Genomic DNA, 20,187 nt, shown 5'->3' with positions numbered 1-20,187 from the left:
ACCTTTCGTCATTCCTCTGCTCGGTTCATGATCCGAAAGATCGTCAAATATACCTTGCGTGCACTGGCCGTCCTGCTGGGACTGGCCGTGCTCGCCATCGTGGCGTTATATCTTCCCCCGGTACAGGATTTCATCAAGAAAAAGGCGGTCGCCTATGTCTCCGATCATTTCGACATGCGGCTCAGCGTCGAGCAGCTGCGGCTAAAATTCCCGCTGCGGCTGGCCATCGACGATGCCGAAGCGATTACCGGCGCGGGCGATACGCTTTTCACCTGCGGCTCGTTGCGGGCCGATGTCGCATTGCTGCCGCTCGTGCGCGGCGAAGCCGTCGTGCGGCAGCTCGCCTTCGGCGACGCTTCGTTCCACCTGACCGATACGGCGGGGGCCTTGGACTTGCAAGTCCGGGTACGGGAGTTCACCCTCGAAGCCGATCCGGTCGATCTGGGGGCACAGGTGGCGCACATATCCTCAGTCCGGCTCGGCGGAGGCGATGTGCGGCTGGTGCTGGGTCAGGCTGAGCCGGATACTGCGACTGTGGCGGACACCGCCTCCGCCCCTGTATTGTGGAAAATCATAGCCGATCAATTGACGCTCGACGACATCGCTTTTTCGATGCAAACCGATCCGGTTACCGCCCTGACGGCGCGGATCGCATCGGGGCGTATCGACTCCTGCGCGGTCGATCTGGGGGCACAGCTGATCGCAGCGGCCGACGTGCTGATCGAAAAAGGCGATTATGCCTATCGGACCGATACGGCGGCAGCCTCTCCGCCCACCGTTTCGGAGGTACCGGAACCGGCGGATACCGCCGTCGCACAGCCGTGGACGGTGCGTGTCGCAAAAGTACGGCTGGCGGAAAACGCCGCCCGTTACGGACTGCCCTACGGCACTCCCGCCGAGGGATTCGACCCGAACCATATCGAAGTGAACGGACTGAACCTGTCGCTCGATTCGGTATTCAACCGGGGCACGGAGATACGGGCCATACTGGCCGACCTGACCTTCACGGAACGCAGCGGCCTGACGGTAACGGGGGCGGAAGGACACGTAGCGATGGACAGCGCCGGATACGCCTTGCGCAACTTCCGATTGCAGACCTCCGCGTCGGCGATCCGTATCGGCGCCACGGTCGGCGCAGGCATCGCTTCGATGGAAGAGGCGACCCCGATGGAAGCGACCCTGGCGGCGACGCTCGGCACGGATGACCTGTTCCGGCTGATCGAGGTCGGCGACACCCTGCGGCGCGAACTGGCGGGCCGCGAACTGACGATCGACACCCGTTTGTCCGGAACGTTGGGCGACCTGAGACTCAACAAACTGGTGCTGGCGATGCCGCAAATCGCGGATTTCGTCGCCGAAGGGCGCGTAAGGTCGGTCGCGGCACCGGACAGACTGGAAGGCAAGGCCTCGTTCGGCGGAGCTTTGCACGCTCCGCGGCTCGCGGCGCCTTTCCTGCCGGAAGGCGTCGCTCTGACCCCGGTGCGTTTCGGGGGCGAAGCGCAGGCCGTCTCCGGACTCTATCGGGGCCGGGCGAATGTGCGGGCCGCGGAAGGGAAAATCGCCCTGAGCGGCTCTTTCAATCCGAAAAAGGAGCGGTACGAAGCCGACATCGAGATAGACAGCCTGCCGTTGTTCCGTTTCCTGCCCGCCGATTCGTTAGGGTATGCGACCCTGACGTTCAGGGCGGCGGGGAACGGTTTCGATTTTTTCTCGCCGAAAACCTCGGCACAGGCCGAACTGCGGATCGCACAGGCGGAATACGACCGGTTCGATTATAAAAACATGGGGCTGACGGTACAACTGGCCGACAACCGGCTGGAAGGACGTCTGACGAGCGATAACGACGCTCTGGCCGCCGACCTGCGTCTCGGCGGGGTGCTGACGGACCGGCGGCAGGAGGCGGCCATCGACGGTACCGTCTCCCGGCTCGACTTCGAACGGATGCGTTTCACGGCGGAGCCGGCCTCGGCCGCAATGCGCCTCGACGTACAGGCCTCGGCCACGGACGCAGGAGCTTATGCGGCCCGTATCACGTTCGATTCCTTGAAAATCAAGTACGGCACGTTCGAGAACACCGTTCCCCGCACCTTGCTTTCCGCCGCGACGGACACCGCCGGCGTACAGGCAGGGATAACCTCCGGCGACCTGAAACTGGATTTCCGCTCGGCAGCGGGGATCGACTCCCTCGCCTCCGCATTCGCGCGTACGGCGGCCGAAGTTCAGCGTCAGGTCATGGCCGGAAAGATCGATACCGATACGCTCGAACGGTTGCTGCCTCCTTTCCGGTTCGGGTTTACAGCGGGCCGCGGCAATGTGCTGAGCGAATACCTCCGTGCCCAGGGAGCAGGATTCGGGCAGGTCTCTCTGACAGCCTCCGCAGCGGACGGGGAACCGTTCGGATTCCGGGCCGAAATCGACCAGTTCTCGACGCAGGGAATCGTGCTCGACACGCTGACGGCAGGCATCGGCGGCCGCAACGGACAGTTGCAATATTTCGTGCGGCTGGCCAACCGACCGGGCAACATGAACCGCATGGGTCTGATCGCTCTGTACGGCCACGCCGAAGGGAACGCCGGGCAGGTTACGCTTTCGCAGCGCGACCGCGAGGGACGCAAAGGGCTGGACTTGGGCGTGCGGGCAACGCTGGAAGACAGCACGGTGACGGCGACCCTGATTCCGCAGCATCCGATTCTCGGTTTTTCGGAATGGACGGTGAACGACGGCAACTACGTGCGCTACGGATTCGACCGGACGCTGGCCGCCGACCTGCGCGTGACGCGTGCCGGACAATCTTTCTCCTTGCAGTCGGCGACCGGGGAGGATATGCCTTCCGGCAGCGTCCGGCTGGGGTTGCAGGGAATCGACATCGCGGGAGCGCTCCGGCTGCTGCCGACGGCTCCGCCCGTGGGCGGCCGCCTGGGTACCGACCTGGTCTTCGGCATGGCCGACAGCACCGTCGCAGCGCGGGGACGGGTGACGATCGACACGCTGATGTACGATAACCGCCGGGTGGGCGACATCGGCCTGAACCTCGCCTATCGCACCGATACGCTGGCCGGGCAGCAGGGAATGCTGGCCCTGACGATCGACCGCCGAACAGCCCTGACCGTGGACGGCCGCTACAACCCGGCCGATTCGGCGGCGGCCGTGCGCCTGACGGCCGATATTCCGGGCATTCCGCTGGCAGCGGCCAACCCGTTCCTGCCCGAAGGGTCGGGCAGCCTGTCGGGATGGCTCAGGGGACATGTCGAGGCGGACGGACGACCGGAATCCCTGCGGCTCGGCGGATCGCTGGCGTTCGACAGCACGGCGGTGGACGTGGCCGCCATCGGCACCCGGTTCGGCATTACGGATACTCCGATCGTGCTGGACGGGGAAAAAGTACTGTTCGAAGACTTCGGGCTGATCGCCCCGAACAAACACCGCCTGACAGTGAACGGAAACATCGACCTGGGCGATTTTTCGCGGATGACGGCCGATTTGCGCGTCCGCGCCTCGGACTTCCAGCTGGTCGATGTGCCGAGAAGCAAAGGATCGATGGTTTTCGGGCAGGCCAGCGCCGACCTTTCGGCACGGGTACGGGGGCCGTTGGACGCGCTGGACATCCGGGGCGACGTGAACCTGCTGACGGGAACCGAAGTGACTTACGTGATGCAGGATTCTCCGGCGGGCATCGAAGACAAGTCGCAGAACGTAGTGACTTTCACTGCGTTCAACGACACCACGACCGTCTATGCCGTCCGTCCGCCGTCGATGCTGCGGCTCGGCGGGATCGATATGCTGATGAACGTGGCGATCGATCCGGACGTGCAGGTATCGGTCTATCTGTCGGAAGACGGGCAAAACCGGATCAACCTGCAAGGAGGCGGCAACCTGACCTATTCGATGAACCGGCTGGGCGACACGCGTTTCGCGGGCAAGTACGAACTTTCGGGCGGACGGGTGCGCTACAGTCCTCCGGTAATCTCGACCAAGGATTTCACGATTACGCCGGGCGGTTACGTGAGCTGGACGGGCGACATCGCCGACCCTTCGTTCGCCATCCGGGCGGTCGAGACGGTACGCACGACGGTGACGATGGAAGACCAGACCTCCCGTCAGGTCAATTTCCAGATCAGCATCAATATCAGCGGTTCGCTGGAGAACCTCGACATCCGATTCGACCTGGCCGCTCCCGAAGACCTGACGCTCCAGAACCAGCTGGCCTCGCTGACGGCCGAGCAGCGGCAGAACCAGGCGATGAGCCTCCTGATCTACAACACCTATTCCGGGCCGGGGACGTCGGCCAAAGTGAATACGGGCAACCCGCTCAATTCGTTTATCGCCAAAGAGCTGAACCAATGGGCGCAAAACAGCCTGAAGGGAGTGGACCTCTCGTTCGGGGTCGATTCCTACGACGATCCGTCGGCGGGGCCGGAGGGAACGCGTACCGATTACTCCTATAAACTTTCGAAAAAGTTCTTCGACAACCGCGTGCGGGTCACGGTGGGAGGCAAGGTGAGCACGGGCGGCGACCCGAACGAGAACGCTGCGGAGAATCTGGTGGACGACATTTCGCTGGAATACCAGCTCACCCGGCGCGACAACATGTACCTGAAACTGTTCCGCGAAACCAATTTCGAAAGCATTCTCGAAGGCGAGGTGACCGAAACGGGCGTCGGTTTCGGGGTGAGGAAAAAGGTGCTGAAACTGGGCGACCTGTTCAAACCGACCAAAAGCGCGGCCCAGAGAACGGGAAAAACCGAAATGAGCCGGAAAGAACGTAAAGCGGAACGGAAAACCCGGCGCGAGGAGAAGCGCAGGAAGCGGCAGGCGAATAAAGAGGCGGCGGTCAAGACCGAAGAGCCGGCTCGGCAAACAGAATAACCATAAAGACCGCAGAAAACTCGGAACTGGTCTATGCCGAGAGCGTTTTTCGTCCCGGAGCCAGCGGAAGCCGGGGTAATTACAGCCCGGTGGGAGTGCCCAGCGGCACCATCCCTCCGCCCGGGGTGGCTCCGGGATGACCGCTGACGCGGGAACTCGGCTATTCTGTGGCTTAAAGTTTCCGCTTTCCACCGCTCTGAACCACCACAGACAGAAATGAAGTCTGGAACCAGACATGAAAAGATATTTCCGACATACCTTATATTACACTCTGCTGCTGGCGGGCGGCGCGGCGATACTCGCCTCCTGTTCGACCACCCGGCGGTTGGCGCAGGGCGAAGTGCTCTACACGGGAGTCAAAAAAATGACCTTCACGCCCGAATCCGACACGCTGGAGATTCCGGGCGACGTCATTTCCGCCGCCCAGGAACCCCTCAGCGTCGCTCCGAACAATCCGCTGTGGTCGCCCTACTGGCGTACCGGCATCCCCGTCGGGCTGTGGGCGTGGAATCACCTCTACACCCCGAAGGAAAAAGGATTCAAATACTGGTTTTTCAAGAAGCTGGCCAAACAGCCGGTGCTGATTTCGAAAGTGAGGCCCGACCTGCGCATCAAAGTCGCCGACCAGATTTTCGAGAACTACGGTTATTTCAACGTGCAGGGCGGTTACGAACTACTGCCGCGCAAACACAAGCCCGACCGGAAAGCCAAAGTGAGTTACCGTTTCATCGTTCCCGCGCCGCACACCTACGACACCGTCGAATACCTGACCGCCCCCGGCGCGGCAGGACGGATCGTGGACAGCCTCCGGGCCGGGACCCTGCTCCGGAAAGGGGCGGTCTATAATCTCGATACGCTGGTCGCCGAGCGGAACCGTATCGCCACGGCCCTGCGCAGCCGAGGATATTACTATTTCCGCCCGGAATACATCGCCTACGATGCCGACACCACCCAGGCGCCGTACAAAGTGGCGCTGCGGATGCGGCTGGCCGAAGGCATACCGCCCGCCGCCATGCGTCCGTACCGCGTGGGAAGCGTGAGCGTCAGCCTGCGAAATCCGGTACCCGGCCCGGCCGATACGATGACCCTCGGCGCGGTGCGCGTGCGTTACCAGCGCCCGCTGAAGATACGCCCGCGTATCCTGAAAGGCGCGATCGGACTGGCGCCCGGCCAGCTTTTCAATGTCGATGCGCAGAATACCACCCAGACGAACCTCAACAAATTGGGCATATTCAGCTCGGTCAGCCTGTCGGTACCGCCGCTGGATTCGTTGGGGCCGGGACGCGATTCGCTGGACGTGCGTATCGCGGCTACCTTCGACAAGCCGATGCAGGCCGATTTCGAAGCCGACCTGACCTCCAAGTCGAACAGTTACCTGGGTCCGGGCCTTTCGTTCGGTCTGCGGCACAACAATATTTTCAAGGGCGGCGAAGTGCTGGCCCTGAACCTGACCGGCTCCTACGAATGGCAGACGGGCAATAAGAACCAGTACGAAACCCGGCCCACGGCCGTGAACTCCTATGAATTCGGGCTGAATGCCTCGCTGAGTGTCCCGCGCATCGTGGCGCCCGGATTCCGGTACAGAGGGCTGACCTATCCGGCCCGGACGACCTATAAGATCGGGGCCGACCTGATGAACCGCCCGAAGTATTTCCGGATGCTGTCGCTGAACCTTTCGGCCGGGTACGATTTCCGCACCTCGCCGTACAGTTCGCACAACCTAACCGTATTCAGGCTGACCTACAACAAGCTGCTGCACACCTCGCACGAGTTCGACTCGACGATGCAGCAGAACCCGGCGGTGGCGCTCAGTTTCAGCGACCAGTTCATCCCCTCGCTCAGCTATACCTACACGTTCGACAAGACCTACGGGCGGAGGCAGAAAAACCGGTTCATTTTCCAGAGCACGGTCACGGACGCAGGGAATATCCTGGCGGGCGTTTATGAAATATTCGGCTCGCACGGAACCAAAAGGCTGTTCGGCAGTCCGTTCTCGCAGTTCGTCAAAGGGACGGTCGAAGCCAAATGGTACCATAAGATCGGTCGTAACAACGTGCTGGCCTCGCGCCTGATGGTGGGCGCGGGCTATGCCTACGGCAACTCGAAAGTGATGCCGTATAGCGAACAGTTCTATATCGGCGGGGCCAACAGTATCCGCGCGTTCACGGTACGGTCGCTGGGCCCCGGCAGCTACCGGCCTTCGGAAGACCAGGTAAACGGCTACTGGGACCAGACCGGGGATTTCAAACTGGAGGCCAACGTGGAATTCCGGTTCAAGATGCTGGGGAACCTGGGAGGGGCGGTCTTCCTCGACGCGGGGAATATCTGGCTGCTGAAGAACGACCCGCAGCGGCCGGGAGGAGCGCTGCGGGCCAAGAATTTCTGGAACGAGATCGCGCTCGGCACCGGGGTGGGACTACGGTACGACATCAGCGTGCTGGTGCTGCGCCTCGACATGGGGATAGGCATCCATACGCCCTACTCCAATCCGGACAAGAAAGGTTATTACAATATCCAGAATTTTAAGGACGGGTTGGGTATCCACCTGGCCATCGGTTACCCGTTCTAAAAAGGGCGGTTTTCTCCGTCCCCCCCCAGGCAGGCGCAGGCCGGATACGGCAAATACCGCGTAAAAAGACATATCCTTACCCATCATAACATTCGAAAACCATGAAATCTCAGAAAAAGGTCGTCGTATTCACCGGGGCGGGCATGAGCGCCGACAGCGGCGTATCGACCTTCCGCGATGCCGACGGGCTGTGGGAAAACCATCGGATCGAAGATGTCTGCACCCCGCAGGCGTGGGCACGCAACCCGCAGGCGGTGCTGGACTTCTACAACGCGCGGCGGGCGCAACTGGACGAAGTGGAACCCAATGCCGGCCACCGGGCGGTGGCCGGGCTGGAGAAATATTTCGACCGTGTGGTGGTCGTGACCCAGAATGTGGACGACCTGCACGAACGGGCCGGCAGCACACGGATCATCCACCTGCACGGCGAACTGCGCAAGGCCCGCAGCGAACGCGACCCGACAGTGATCGTCCCGGCTCCGGGGCCGACTTATTTGGGCGACAAAGGACCGGACGGGGCGCAGCTCCGCCCCCATATCGTCTTCTTCGGCGAGGCGGTACCGGAGTACGAGCGGGCGCTGGAGGCGGTGCGCGACGCCGACCTGTTTCTGGTGATCGGCACTTCGCTGGCGGTCTATCCGGCCGCCGGACTGATCTACCAACTGCGGCCGGAAGTACCGGTATGGCTCGTCGATCCGAAGCCGGCACGGGTGACTATTCCCAACCCGCTGACGGTGATCGCCGCCGGCGCCGCCTCCGGGGTACCCCCGCTGGTAGAACGGATCGTCGCCGCCGAAACAGGGGAATAACCGTTTTCCCGCATACCGCGTACAGGCATCCATAAGTTCCGATACCCGAAGAAGGGCTGCTCCGCTCCGGGCCGGGCGGTCCGTATCGGTATGAAAGAAATCCCGTCTGCATTCGGGCGGGGGATCCCCAACCTATAAGAAAAACATTCCGAATCAACCTTGATTTTCGGCTTTGTTTGGCCGACCTTTGTCCGGACGGCCAGCCTGAAAACGAGCAACAGCCTCAAAAGGAGGAATCCGCCGTCCGTGTTTCGAACGAAATCGCTATCTTTGCGACGACATATTCGAAAACACGGAAAGTGTTTAGCTTTATTCTCAGAGATAAAATCTGGTAAATTTTATAAGGGCGAGAATAAGCGGACTCCTCTCACGTCTATACTGTTCCGGTATGGCGTGGGCTGTTGCTTATTTTAGCCCTAAGGTTTACCAGAGCCTATCTCTTGAAATAAGCTATCAGTCCCACGCTTTCTTATTTTCCACACACCGTCTTCTTTGGAACTGGGAAGAGACCAACATACGTCTGCTATGTCCGTTTCTTTACTCCACAAACTGCCGGGCATTCTATTGCTCGGCATCCTTCTGGTCGGATGCACCGAAGATCCCGGTGCAAAGCCGGATGACCCTTCAGCGCCCCAACTAACTCTCTCCGTGCCGGAGTTGAATTACGCTGACGACGGAGGAATCCGAACCGTGGTTATCCGCTCCAATACCGGCTGGACCGTCAGCGGCGCGAATGACTGGTGCACGACGGATAAGGCCGAAGGCAGTTATGACGGTGAAGTGACGGTCACGACGCAAGCCAATACCGATTACGACGACCGGAGCGTCAACCTTACCGTCAAAGCTGGGAGTGTCACCAAAATCCTGACCGTTAACCAGCGCAAGAAGGATGCCCTGACCCTGACACAGGCCCGGTATGAGATCCGACAGGAGGGCGGAGCTATTGCGGTCGAGGTGAAGCACAACGTCGATTTTACGGTGGAGATTCCGCAGGAATTTGCAGGCTGGATTACCCCGATCACGACCAAAGGGCTCTCCGCCGCCTCGCTGCAATTCGAGATAGCGGCCAATCCGGCATACGATGCGCGGGAGGGGAAGATCATCATTAGGAACAGTAACGGCACGCTGGCCGATACACTCTACGTCGTGCAGGCTCAGCTGGACAAGTTGGGGATCACGGAATCTCAACGAACGGTAGCTCCCGAGGGTGGCACTGTGGCGGTGGCGGTGAACACGAATCTGGATTACGATATTATCATCCCGGAGGAGGCAGCCTGGATCACGCTGGCCCCGCAGACCAAAGGCTTGAGAAGCGAGGAATATCAATTCATCGTTGCAGCTCACACGGACTACAACAGCCGCTCCGCCGAGGTTATCTTCAAAGACCGAAACTCCCCGGCGGCGGATACGCTGCACTTGCTGCAAACGTCGTACAAGGCGGATATCACCTTGGGTGAGTCCGAGTCGCTCGGCTCCCGGCTTTCCGACGAGGAGCTGAAAGTCATTAAAACCCTTATTCTGAGAGGCCATCTGTCGGATGCCGACTTCTCTGCCATGCGGGACCGGATGCCGTTGCTGACCGATCTGGACCTGTATGCTACGGATTGCCCTTGGATTCCGCATGAGGCTTTCTGCAAACGCAATGGTGGTCTTTATGTCGGACATCCCTCACTAACCCGTATTATCTTACCTCACGGAGCCACCCATATCGAAAGTTTAGCGTTTGGGTACTCCGGGACTTTGCAGTCGATTCGTCTGCCTAAAACATTTGCACTCATGGACGATAATACCAGTGACTGGTATAAACGATCAGGCCTTCAATCCATTACAGTCGAAGCGGGGAATCCCAACTATTCGGACATCGACGGGGTTCTCTATTCGGCAAATCGGGAGCGATTGATTTGCTATCCCATGGGGCGGACAGCCTCGAGCTATGCTGTGCCCGAAGGAACAGTGGCCCTAAATGCCTCTTTCTCATCTTCTGCCCTGACGTCGATTCATATCCCGGCCAGCGTAACGTCGATGAGTGGCGGCACATTCGGGGGCTGCCCCAACTTGGCGACTATTTCCATAGATGCATCCAATACGATGTATTGCGATGTCAATGGAGTGGTATTCTCAAAGGATAAACGAACGATCATTCGCTATCCACGAGCGAAAGGAACCGCTTATTCCATTCCGAATGGGGTAACGACAATCGGTGAATCTGCATTTGCCGGTTCCCGGTTCGTGACGATGGATATCCCTCAGGGAGTAACAACCATCGGAGAAAGTGCATTTGCCAGCTGTTCTCAGTTAACAGCGGTCAACATACCCCAGGGAGTGACGGCCATCGAGGCCAGTGCTTTTTACGGATGCAGGCAACTGACGTCCGTCACGCTGCCCAATAGCATAACCAAACTGGGAAACAGCGCGTTCATGCGGTGCGGTCTCACTCACCTGACGATCCCGGAGGGGGTAACTGAGCTCGGAGCAAATTTATGTCAAGAGAGCGCTCAACTGAAATCGGTGATCTTGCCCGGCACGTTGGTCTCATTGGGCGGTAGTTTCGGGCCGTTCGCAGTGTGTCCCCAACTGGAATCAATCACCTGTTATGCGGTCAATCCGCCAACGGGGTCATTGCGCGTGGCTACAACTACAGACTCTGATGTTCAGGTGTATGTCCCTGCCGCCAGCGTGGAGGCGTACAAGGCTGCACCCGGATGGAACAATCGAACCAACATTCAAGCAATTACCAATTAATATGATGAAGCATCTCTATTGCCTTTATTTAGGATTACTGCTCGTTCTGCCGCTCACTCCGACGGCAAAAGCTCAGGACGCTCAGGATCGAGCCGTTATTGAAAAGATTTCGGACAAAAAGCTACGGAAGACTATCGAAAAATCGCTGTCTGAGGCTCTAATTAACGGTCGGAGCATAGCCATCCTACGCGTGAAAGACCGCAAACTTAAAAGTGCAGCTGCGGATCAGATTATCTATGTACAGGCCCGATTGGATGGCTTCCTGAACGCCTCTCGCAGAGGCGAAACCATCGAAACGGGAGATGTGCCAGACCGGATTCAGGAGATTCAGACCCTTGATCCTGTGTGGCCCGTCCATTTCTATCAAAAAGAGTTGCAGGCTTATTCTAACCAGCCAACGGCTGTCGCTGCCGAGCCACAGCAACCTGTTGCCAAAACCATCGAGGAGTCCAAACCAGCGCCTGAGGCTACTCCTAAAAAAACGGCAGCGACACAGCAGCCTGTCGGGACGGTGCGGGAGCAGACTACGGCAACCAAAGAAACACCATCGTTATCAACCGTCTCCACAGATACACCCGCTAAATCCAGCGAAACGTTCTCGTTGTCGGATATTCCGGGCTGGGGGTGGATTGTGCTCGGAAGTGTACTCTTTCTATGGGTTCAGAAACGACGGCATTTCAAAAAATGTCCGCAATGCGGTAAGTGGAATGCCATGCGCCGCTCCGGATCGTGGCATGTGGTCGACACGGAGGCCAGTTACGTCACCAAGGAGCTGAAGACCAGAAATCGGCGGGGAGAAGTGGTCCGAACGGAAGAATGTACCGTTCCGGCGACTATTTACACCTACCGAATGCACCGTCTTTGCAAATATCGCAAATGCGGCTGTACGGGAGAAGATTATATTTATAAAAAGGTTAAACGGGAAAACTAAGCTCATGAGATACTTTGTTTGTTTTGTTGCACTCCTCGCTACGTGCTGGGGATGTAAAGAAGATCCTTCGGCGACACCTCCGCCTGCGCCGACATTGACTGTCTCAGCACAGTCTGTTACGTTAGAAGCCGGGAAAAACCTCCAGACATCGGTTACGATTGAAACCAATCAGGATAAATGGACCGCAAGCTGTCCGGCAATAGTGGTCTGGTGTCACCTTCAAACGCAGGGAAAGACACTGGTCATCACAGCCGATCCGAATACAGGCTCAACAGCTCGGTCAACCCTCGTCACCGTTGCTGTGGGTACGGGGTCTCAACGTCTTGAACGGACTGTTGCCATTACTCAGCAAGCCTCGGAGGAGTCCTCGGAACCGGAACCCGAAGAACCGGACGATCCGGATAAACCGGAGGCCGGAATCACCTTGACCCTGAGTAGCGAGAGCATCACGTTGCCGATTGCCGGAGGCTCCTCCGGGTTCATCACAGTGACTTCATCCACGGCTTGGTCAGCTACACTTCCGGTTCAGGATGCGTGGTGTTCGCTGACCCTTACTCAGCCTCTCGGTTTTACGTTGACTGCCCAAGAAAATACCATAGGAACAGACCGTAGCACCACGGTGACCGTCGCGGCGACCGACGGAACGGCCAGTGTGACCAAAACATTGGTTGTCACTCAGTTTAAGAATGGAGAGGTGACGACGGCGTTTACCGACCCTTATTTCAAAGCTTTCGTTTTACGGAACTACGATAAAAATAAAGACAATTTGATTCAAAGCAGCGAGCTGGAAAATATTACACATTTAAGTATTACAAATAATTACATAGTCGATCTTGCTGGAATAGAATGCTTCATTAACTTAACACAATTGACGTGCTCATACGATAGAAATTTAACCACACGCAATTCGATCAAGTATTTAGATGTCTCAAAAAATTTCAACTTAACCAGTCTATCTATTGAGGGTACTGCGATTACTTCATTGGATTTATCTAAAAATCTGCAGTTGGAGTTCTTAAGTGCTCGATATAATGACGACCTGCCTGCTATTGATATTTCACATAATACGAAGCTTATTTATGTAAGCATCCAAGGTATAAAATTTACCGGCCTAGATGTTTCACAGAATAAGGCTTTACAGCACCTATCCATTGATGATAGTCAGATATCAGCTCTGGATGTCACTCATAATCCTGAGTTGACAACTTTATACATTCAGAATCCACTTGAGGGCACTTCATTTTCAACCCTTGATATTTCTAAAAACAGTGAATTAACAGTCTTAATATGCTCTGGCACCTCTTTATCTAGTTTGGACCTTACTTATTGTCCGAAACTTACACGTATAGCTTGTAATGAAAATAATTTAACATCATTAAACGTTACAAATCTTACGGAACTGGAATATCTGAATTGTATGCAGAATAATTTGTCAACCTTAGACGTAACTTCTAACCCAAAGCTAAAGCAATTGGAATGCTCTAACAATAAATTAACGGCTTTAAATTTAGTTAATAAGCCTTTGCTGCAAGATCTGAAGTGTGCCTTCAACGATATTCAGCCCTCAATTGACATTTCAAAGACTGCTATTGAAATATTGGATTGCAGGGGCAATAAAAAGTTAACTACAATTTATGTCAAGCCGGGCTTCATTGCCCCTTCGGCATTCAGGAAAGATCCCACAGCAAATTACGTGGTCAAGAATTAGGCTAAAATGAGCACGTCCCGGGAGCGAAATTCTCCCGGGACGTGCTTCATGGGCAGATGTTATTTCGGCCTCAGGCTCTCGCCCGGACAGGCAATCAGGCGCGTGACCGAATAGAGCCGGTCTAAAGTTGCACTGCTATAACGTTCCGCCAGCTGGCTCTTAGACAAGTTGGTGGTAACCACCAACAACAATCCGTGCTCCACAGCTCGTTCCACAATCTGATCGAACAACCTTAAGGGGCGATTCCGGTTGTCAACCAGCTGCTCCACGCCCAGATCATCAAATCCATAAAGCAACTTCGGATTATTCAACCTGTAAACATCTTCCTGTTCGAAATCACCGGCATGAAACGAGATTATCCCCCAAGGCCTATTGGTATATTGAGCCCAACTCTTAATAATAAATGGGATTACACACTGAGTGATCAGCGTCTTGCCCCGGCCCGGAGCTCCGCTCAATAACAACCCTTTTCCCTCGTTATTCGTCAGCCACGCCGCAATTTTATCATACTCCGGCAACCACTGAAACTCTCTATTCTGTTGCGAAAGAAATTTGCGCCCCACCTGCGTGATCAACTCCTTACCGCCAGGAAACCTAACCTTCATAATCGGCTTGGGCAGATTCGGCCTGAGCCTGGAGGCATGAAAAGCCTCCGTGATCGTTTCTTCAAATCGCTCGTTACAAGCCTGGCTTACGACCTCGAGCATATTGATGTTATTCTTCATAATTCGTGTTTTGGTTATTATACATTCCGTTCTGATCTGGTTTCGTGAATTTCTCATCGTACCGCCCCTCCAGCACCTTGGTCCAGTTGTCCGGTTCCCGGAACAGCCAGTCGAACGAAGCCTTCCAGCCATCCTTGTTCTGTCCCCGCAAAAAATCGGAGCCCTCCAACTTTTCAAAAATGATCCGCAGGTCATCCAGCGTACCCCCTTCGCTGAAAAAGCGATCGATCCGTCCCTTACGCTGGCTCGTCATACGTTGCACCGCAGACAGCGAGGGACAAAGCTCGTGAAACAACGTCTGCACCTGGTCGTAACGAGAAGATTGCGCGTTAGCAGGGGTTGTCCCCTGCAATTTCGCCTCCGTCTTGGTGGTTGGCGAACGGGGATTGGCGGCGCACTTCTTCCGATATGAGCTCTTAGTTCGTTCCAAGTGAGTACGGAACGGCTCGAAAGCGATGGCCAACAGTCGATCTTCGATCTCAAACTCCTCGCCCAGAAAGTATTGGAAAATGTAGGTAATGAGCTTGCCGCGCTCTTCATCCGTCAGTCGCTCGAAGTGGGAATACATATCCCCGTAGAGCGGGAAATAGCTCAGGCCACTCTCTGCTTTTGTAATCATATGATTGGATTTAACGAAAGGTTTACAATAATGAAAAAAGGTCGCGATGGTAGTTCGGGAACAGCTTCGCAGACACCGGTCGTATTGCCGGTCGCACCCGGCGGCATCATACTTTCCGGACTGCCGACTGACGATATGCCAGGCCTCGCGACCTGTCTCTCCCAACTCCGCCGCCAGCGAACAGCCCACGGCAAACCAAGTGGGATAATCCTCGACGAGATTGATACCCTCCCTGTCGATCAGATCGACCAGTTCCCGGACACGCTGTGTCGTCTCCGTTGACGCCAGTGGACAGAGTATGCCCTGTCGAACGGTCGGCCCCCGTGCCCGTGGTTCAACCATGGGTGGTGGAGTATAAATCCCGGCCCGGAGGTTGAGACAGGGTTCCTCGTCGTAACTGACGCACCGCAGGCGGCAAATGTCCTTACAAGCCTTGTCGGCCACCAGTCCGAACTGTTCTCGCAGCTGCTGCGTAATGGACCGGAAGGCAGCCGGGTATATTGCCGGATCGACCACCCGAAATAACAGGAACAACCCGCGACCACTGACGGACAGACCGGCATAAAGAAGCGTTTCAAGGGTGCCTAATTGCCGTTTAACGAGCCCCCAATCGCGAATGTCGGGATTATCTTTGCCGTCGATGTCGATGCAGAGCAAGCCGGAATAGGTATGCAGGCTGTGGCGATTCCGGCGGGTGAAGATCCCGGCGGGGGTCACAACGGGAAGCCCGGCTTTTAACATACGGCGCATTTTCGGATCGCTGCACGCCCGGACACGATCGATCTGCGCTCGCCACGCGTGGCCGGACAACCACTCCCGGAGGCTGATGCTCCGGATCGGTTCAGGATGGCTCCAGTCGGCAAACAGCGAAACGCTTATCGCGCAATCATCCATCCCTCCAACTTCAACACCCGTGTTGTTCTTCACCTTCGGCTTGGGTTCGGTTTCGGCCTTGGGTTTGATCTTCGTGTTCTTCATTATCTTGTATTGTCTTATTCTTATTTTTCGACTTGAGAGACGGTCCGGCAAGGGATAGAGTTATCCCTCGCCTATACAACCGGCGGGCTTTATCGGGTCGACTGATTGCGTGCACTGCGGGCGACAGCTGCCCGCGCTGCCTGATCGGCTTCCCGACGGCTGTGGGTCTGGCTGTCGAGCCATTGGAGCAGTTCGGCACGGCTGAAGATGAGCCGGGCGCCGTATTTGGAGTACGGGATTCGGTTGGCGGATGTCAGCTTGTAGATGCGGGATGTCGAAATGGAGTATCCCCGTTCACGGAAAAGTTGAACGGCTGACTGGAGATTGAGTGTGTCGGGAGGTGCGGGCTGCTCGGTGGGGAGTACCTCTTTGCGGAGGACTTTGCGAACGGCTTCCTGTACGATTTCCTCCAGCTGGGCCGGAGTGGTAAGAATAATGTTGTCAGGCATATCTTTGTGGGTTAATATTTACCAATAGGGCCCGCGTGAACCCTTCGGAAAATTCCGTGCACAAAGATTCCTGAAAAACAAAGTTGGAAGCGGTCGTTGACAACCACGTCCAACCAATTATTTGAATTTCTGAATCTTCTTTATCATATCAGAAATGTCCTTTTTATCTAATATATACTGAGAGTTAGACTTTGAATTATATGTAGGAGCTAAATATTTCTGAATAGCTTGCTCGGAGGCAATCTTATCGGGAAACCGACTACACAAGACCCGTTGTAACCCCGCAAGGGTTTTTCTTCGATCTGTGTTTTGCCAGGCTGTCTCCATCTTCTTTGTTTGTTCGAGCGAATAAAGAAGCAATGCGACGAATTGCCCCTGTTTTCTAGTATGCAGTTTTAGCTGTTCTTCGATAAACCGAATCCACTTCTCGGCATCTTTCGGAAACCACTCTTCCAATTTTGCGTCCGATGACGCTTTTACCGGCTTGGCCGGTTCCTTGATGGGACTCAAACGGTGCATCGTCTCAAGTAATGTTACAGCCTCTTCTATCGCATTATAGACCAGATACCCCAAGTTGTACACTCCCCGATAATCATATTTTAGACTCAACTCAGTAAAAACTTCTCGCAGTCTATTCTCTCCAACCGAGGCCAGGCGCTCCAGCGTGGAAGTGAGACCTTCTAAGCGAAGATTTACTTCTTGAACGAATATTTTTCGTAAAGTCGGGTCCGAAATCTGCATGTATATATTTTCCACACTGTTCTTTTCATGATTCAGAAACCAGAATTCCGAAGGAGCGTCGACAAATGTATGGTTGCATAAGACGAGGTTGATTTCATGAAAGATCGTATGTTGAGATGGCTCACTCTCATCCGTTGACTCGACAAGTTCACTTTTCGGAAAAAGGAGCATTTCCGCCAACTGACAAACGTATCGTAAGTCGGAAATCACCTCATAATAGGCGATATAGTCTGTCGGATCAGCCTTCATGTTGTGCTTTTTATGTTTCAGAAGTGAAAGATACAAATTCTCCGATAACAACACGTTGCATGCAAATTGCATGTACATAAAAGAAAAAGAGTTACAACAATCGTCGTAACCCTTTGTAACTGAAGCTCCTCGACTAGGACTTGAACCTAGGACCCCCTGATTAACAGTCAGGTGCTCTAACCAACTGAGCTATCGAGGAATATTTCCGTCATCCGCGATCGGGAACTCTCTTCCCTCTCCCCCCGCCGCATGGCCTCCTCCCCCGGTTTGACGATGCAAAAGTAATCAAAAATCTTTTACCTCCAAAAAAAACGGTAAAAAAATCCCGAAAAATTCACTCCGCATCGTCTTTCGACAACCCTTATTCCCGATCGTATATGAAAGGCGGTACCGTCGAAGTGGCATCCCAATCTCCCCAACGTACTGAGATATAATCGAGTATCCGGGCGACGCCTTCCGCAGTCGGCTCCGTCACCAACCGGGCACGCGTCTCGCGGAAATCGGGCAACCCTTTGAAATAGCTGCTCAGGTGGCGGCGCAGTTCCAGCACGCCGGTTCGTTCGCCTTTCAGCTCCACCGATTTGGCCAGATGCTCTCGGGCCAATGAGACCCGTTCCGATACGGTAGGCTGCGGAAGCGTTTCGCCCGTATCCAGATAATGCCGCACCTCCCGGAAGATCCACGGCCGTCCGAAAGTCGCCCGGCCGATCATCAACCCGTCCACCCCGTAACGGTCGAGCATCGAGGCGGCTTTTTCGCCCGACGTAATATCCCCGTTCCCGATGATAGGTATATGTATCGCCGGATTGTTCTTCACGGCGCCGATCAGCGTCCAGTCGGCCTCGCCGCGATACATCTGCGCCCGTGTCCGGCCGTGGATGGTGAGCGCCTCGATGCCGACATCCTGAAGACGGAGGGCGATCTCTTCGATATTTTTCGATTCGTCGTCCCAGCCCAGCCGGGTTTTGACCGTTACGGGCACTTTCACGGCCTGCACGATCTGCCGGGTCATCTCGACCATTTTAGGCACGTCCCGCATCATGCCCGACCCGGCTCCCCGGCCTGCTATTTTTTTGACGGGGCAGCCGAAATTGATATCGATCACCTCCGGCCCCGCCTCTTCGGCCATACGGGCGGCTTCGACCATCGGCCCGATTTCGCTGCCGTAAATCTGGATGCCGATGGGACGCTCGGCATCGGCGATTCTCAGCTTTTCGAGCGACTTGCGGGCATCGCGGATCAACCCGTCGGCCGAAACGAATTCCGTGTACATCATATCGGCTCCGAACCGTTTGCATATATAGCGGAACGAAGGGTCGGTCACATCCTCCATCGGCGCCAGAAAAAGGGGCGTCGCGCCCAAATCCAAATCCCTGATCTTCATACTCGGTCGCAAAATATCCGTCGCAAAAATAGTCCCGATTCGCGGAGCTTCCAAAAAAGATGCGGGGCGCTGTCGCTGCGCCCCGCATGTACTCCGACGGGTAACGGTCTGCCGCCCCCGGTCTGCGGTTTATTTCAGGATCACGTCGCTCTGGCCGATCATCTGGCCGTCCACATAGACCATGACAGTGTACTGTCCCGCATAAAGTCCGGTGGCATCGTAATAAACGCTCATGGGCAGGTCCTCGCCCTGGTAGTCCACGGCGCGTTTGGCCGAGTAAGGGATGGATTCGCCCGCGAAAGTAAACCGTCCGCCGTCCGGCGATCCGAGGATGTCGGCGTCCGGCGTGATGATCCGTACATAGACGGTCCGTTCGCCCGGAATGGCCAGATCGTTGGCGGCCAGTACGAATTCGGTCACCAGTTTTTCGGTCTGTTTGGCCTTGCTGACGAGCTTGTTCCGTTTATTATAAGCCAGCAGCACCACTTCACGCGCCCTGAGTTGCGAACCGCGCTTCACTTTGTTGTTCAGTTCCTGGGTCATCTCTTCGGCCGCTTCGGTACGCAGGCGCAGCGACGACATCTCTTTCTTGTAACGCAGGTTTTCGCCTACGAGCTGCTGATTGAGCCGGTTGAGAGAGTCGATCTGCCGCACGAAACCCTGCATGGCCGTGCGCAGCGTCCCCAGTTCCCGTTCGTATTTCTTGATTTTGGAATAGTTCCAGCTGCGCTCTTTTTTGAGCCGGTCGAGCAGCGAATCGGCCACATGCCGCTGCTGCATCAGGGCCACGTTCATGGTGTCGTTGTCCACTTTCAGATCGCCCATCTCGCCCAACAGCACCGTCAGTCGGTTGGTCAGGGTATCCTTATCGACCATCAGCTCCGCATTCTGGGCTTTCTGAGCCTGAACCTGCCGCCAGAACAGGAACGTGACGGCCGCCAAAATAACCAGCAGGATGATGATGGCGATTTTCAGCCCTTTGATCGAACTGCCGCTTTCCTGCTGCGGGTAGTCGTTGTAATCGTAATCGTTTTCGTTATATTCCATAACCTCTGTTTTTGATAAAGCAGTAGTTCTGTTCAATCGACCGGCAAATCGCATGCCTGAAACGGGAAATGGCCGAACGGAGGGCATTTCCGTTCCCGCCGGCGCCGTTCCGGCCTGCGTTTCCGGTTATGCCGGAGCGCCCGTAAACCGCACCGCCGCGGCTTTTCGACTATCCATGCAATTTTGGTGCAAGGTAGGGAAAAAATCGCATACAAAAAACTTTTTTTTCGGCATCCGTATATTTTTCCCTAAGATATTTCCTATTGATTGAATTATTTTCGATTCCATTTCGGTTTGAAAATAATTTTCATTAACTTGCGCCGCCGAATCGACAAAAGGCGCTTTGCAAACCAATTGAAATTCACGCATA

The 20,187-nt window shown here is 55.8% G+C and carries 13 protein-coding genes and 1 tRNA gene; 6 read left to right on the top strand and 8 right to left on the bottom strand.

Annotated elements, in window-relative coordinates; all coding sequences use genetic code 11:
- Positions 1–27: 27 nt before the first annotated feature.
- The 6 genes from RIKMI_RS13670 to RIKMI_RS0109225 all read left to right on the top strand — a co-directional run bounded on the left by RIKMI_RS13670 (position 28) and on the right by RIKMI_RS0109225 (position 13,625).
- Positions 28–4,866 carry a translocation/assembly module TamB domain-containing protein gene (locus RIKMI_RS13670; protein WP_051214467.1) on the top strand — a complete coding sequence of 1,613 codons (4,839 nt, stop codon included), beginning with the start codon at positions 28–30 and terminating at the stop codon, positions 4,864–4,866.
- A 235-nt stretch (positions 4,867–5,101) separates the two neighbouring features.
- A complete protein-coding gene (gene tamL / locus RIKMI_RS0109250) occupies positions 5,102–7,435 on the top strand; it encodes a translocation and assembly module lipoprotein TamL (RefSeq protein WP_027291378.1) in 2,334 nt (777 codons plus the stop codon).
- 101 nt (positions 7,436–7,536) lie between these two features.
- Positions 7,537–8,244, top strand: a complete 708-nt coding sequence (locus RIKMI_RS0109245; protein WP_027291377.1) for an SIR2 family NAD-dependent protein deacylase — start codon at positions 7,537–7,539, stop codon at positions 8,242–8,244.
- Between the two features lie 525 nt (positions 8,245–8,769).
- Positions 8,770–10,986, top strand: coding sequence for a leucine-rich repeat protein (locus RIKMI_RS14365; RefSeq protein ID WP_051214466.1), 2,217 nt, complete (start codon positions 8,770–8,772; stop codon positions 10,984–10,986).
- Position 10,987: 1 nt separating this feature from the next.
- Positions 10,988–11,917, top strand: a complete 930-nt coding sequence (locus tag RIKMI_RS0109230) for a hypothetical protein (RefSeq protein ID WP_027291376.1) — start codon at positions 10,988–10,990, stop codon at positions 11,915–11,917.
- Positions 11,918–11,921: 4 nt separating this feature from the next.
- The gene (locus RIKMI_RS0109225; protein WP_084135248.1) at positions 11,922–13,625 is read left to right on the top strand and encodes a BACON domain-containing protein; all 1,704 of its coding nucleotides are present in this window, start codon (positions 11,922–11,924) and stop codon (positions 13,623–13,625) included.
- A 59-nt stretch (positions 13,626–13,684) separates the two neighbouring features.
- On the opposite strand, the gene RIKMI_RS0109220 is transcribed toward RIKMI_RS0109225, so the two are convergent.
- The 8 genes from RIKMI_RS0109220 to RIKMI_RS14885 form a co-directional block, all read right to left on the bottom strand.
- Positions 13,685–14,350 carry a P-loop NTPase family protein gene (locus RIKMI_RS0109220; protein ID WP_027291374.1) on the bottom strand — a complete coding sequence of 222 codons (666 nt, stop codon included), beginning with the start codon at positions 14,348–14,350 and terminating at the stop codon, positions 13,685–13,687.
- Positions 14,340–15,947, bottom strand: coding sequence for a DUF6291 domain-containing protein (locus RIKMI_RS0109215; protein ID WP_027291373.1), 1,608 nt, complete (start codon positions 15,945–15,947; stop codon positions 14,340–14,342). The genes RIKMI_RS0109220 and RIKMI_RS0109215 overlap by 11 nt, the downstream gene beginning before the upstream one ends.
- Positions 15,948–16,036: 89 nt before the next feature.
- Positions 16,037–16,396, bottom strand: a complete 360-nt coding sequence (locus RIKMI_RS0109210) for a helix-turn-helix domain-containing protein (RefSeq protein WP_037291788.1) — start codon at positions 16,394–16,396, stop codon at positions 16,037–16,039.
- A 117-nt stretch (positions 16,397–16,513) separates the two neighbouring features.
- Entirely contained in the window at positions 16,514–17,386 is an 873-nt protein-coding gene (locus tag RIKMI_RS0109205) for a hypothetical protein (protein ID WP_147288486.1), read from the bottom strand.
- A gap of 125 nt (positions 17,387–17,511) precedes the next feature.
- A tRNA-Asn gene (locus RIKMI_RS0109200) sits at positions 17,512–17,585 on the bottom strand.
- Positions 17,586–17,747: 162 nt separating this feature from the next.
- A complete protein-coding gene (gene dusB / locus RIKMI_RS0109195) occupies positions 17,748–18,770 on the bottom strand; it encodes a tRNA dihydrouridine synthase DusB (RefSeq protein WP_027291370.1) in 1,023 nt (340 codons plus the stop codon).
- 129 nt (positions 18,771–18,899) lie between these two features.
- Positions 18,900–19,817: a hypothetical protein gene (locus RIKMI_RS0109190; protein ID WP_027291369.1), complete on the bottom strand. Its 918-nt coding sequence runs from the start codon at positions 19,815–19,817 to the stop codon at positions 18,900–18,902.
- Positions 19,818–19,943: 126 nt separating this feature from the next.
- Positions 19,944–20,186 (bottom strand): hypothetical protein, encoded by a 243-nt coding sequence (locus RIKMI_RS14885; protein ID WP_027291368.1) that lies wholly within the window; start codon positions 20,184–20,186, stop codon positions 19,944–19,946.
- Between the last annotated feature and the right edge of the window lies 1 nt (position 20,187).

Origin of the sequence: Rikenella microfusus DSM 15922 (assembly GCF_000427365.1) — a bacterium.
Taxonomy (GTDB): domain Bacteria; phylum Bacteroidota; class Bacteroidia; order Bacteroidales; family Rikenellaceae; genus Rikenella; species Rikenella microfusus.
This window is presented reverse-complemented; position numbering and strand designations above follow the sequence as displayed.

Coding starts and splice junctions, on each gene's coding strand:
- RIKMI_RS13670 (WP_051214467.1), top strand. CDS start 28: ATGATCCGAAAGATCGTCAAATATACCTTGCGTGCACTGGCCGTCCTG.
- tamL (WP_027291378.1), top strand. CDS start 5,102: ATGAAAAGATATTTCCGACATACCTTATATTACACTCTGCTGCTGGCG.
- RIKMI_RS0109245 (WP_027291377.1), top strand. CDS start 7,537: ATGAAATCTCAGAAAAAGGTCGTCGTATTCACCGGGGCGGGCATGAGC.
- RIKMI_RS14365 (WP_051214466.1), top strand. CDS start 8,770: ATGTCCGTTTCTTTACTCCACAAACTGCCGGGCATTCTATTGCTCGGC.
- RIKMI_RS0109230 (WP_027291376.1), top strand. CDS start 10,988: ATGATGAAGCATCTCTATTGCCTTTATTTAGGATTACTGCTCGTTCTG.
- RIKMI_RS0109225 (WP_084135248.1), top strand. CDS start 11,922: ATGAGATACTTTGTTTGTTTTGTTGCACTCCTCGCTACGTGCTGGGGA.
- RIKMI_RS0109220 (WP_027291374.1), bottom strand. CDS start 14,350: ATGAAGAATAACATCAATATGCTCGAGGTCGTAAGCCAGGCTTGTAAC.
- RIKMI_RS0109215 (WP_027291373.1), bottom strand. CDS start 15,947: ATGAAGAACACGAAGATCAAACCCAAGGCCGAAACCGAACCCAAGCCG.
- RIKMI_RS0109210 (WP_037291788.1), bottom strand. CDS start 16,396: ATGCCTGACAACATTATTCTTACCACTCCGGCCCAGCTGGAGGAAATC.
- RIKMI_RS0109205 (WP_147288486.1), bottom strand. CDS start 17,386: ATGAAGGCTGATCCGACAGACTATATCGCCTATTATGAGGTGATTTCC.
- dusB (WP_027291370.1), bottom strand. CDS start 18,770: ATGAAGATCAGGGATTTGGATTTGGGCGCGACGCCCCTTTTTCTGGCG.
- RIKMI_RS0109190 (WP_027291369.1), bottom strand. CDS start 19,817: ATGGAATATAACGAAAACGATTACGATTACAACGACTACCCGCAGCAG.
- RIKMI_RS14885 (WP_027291368.1), bottom strand. CDS start 20,186: ATGCGTGAATTTCAATTGGTTTGCAAAGCGCCTTTTGTCGATTCGGCG.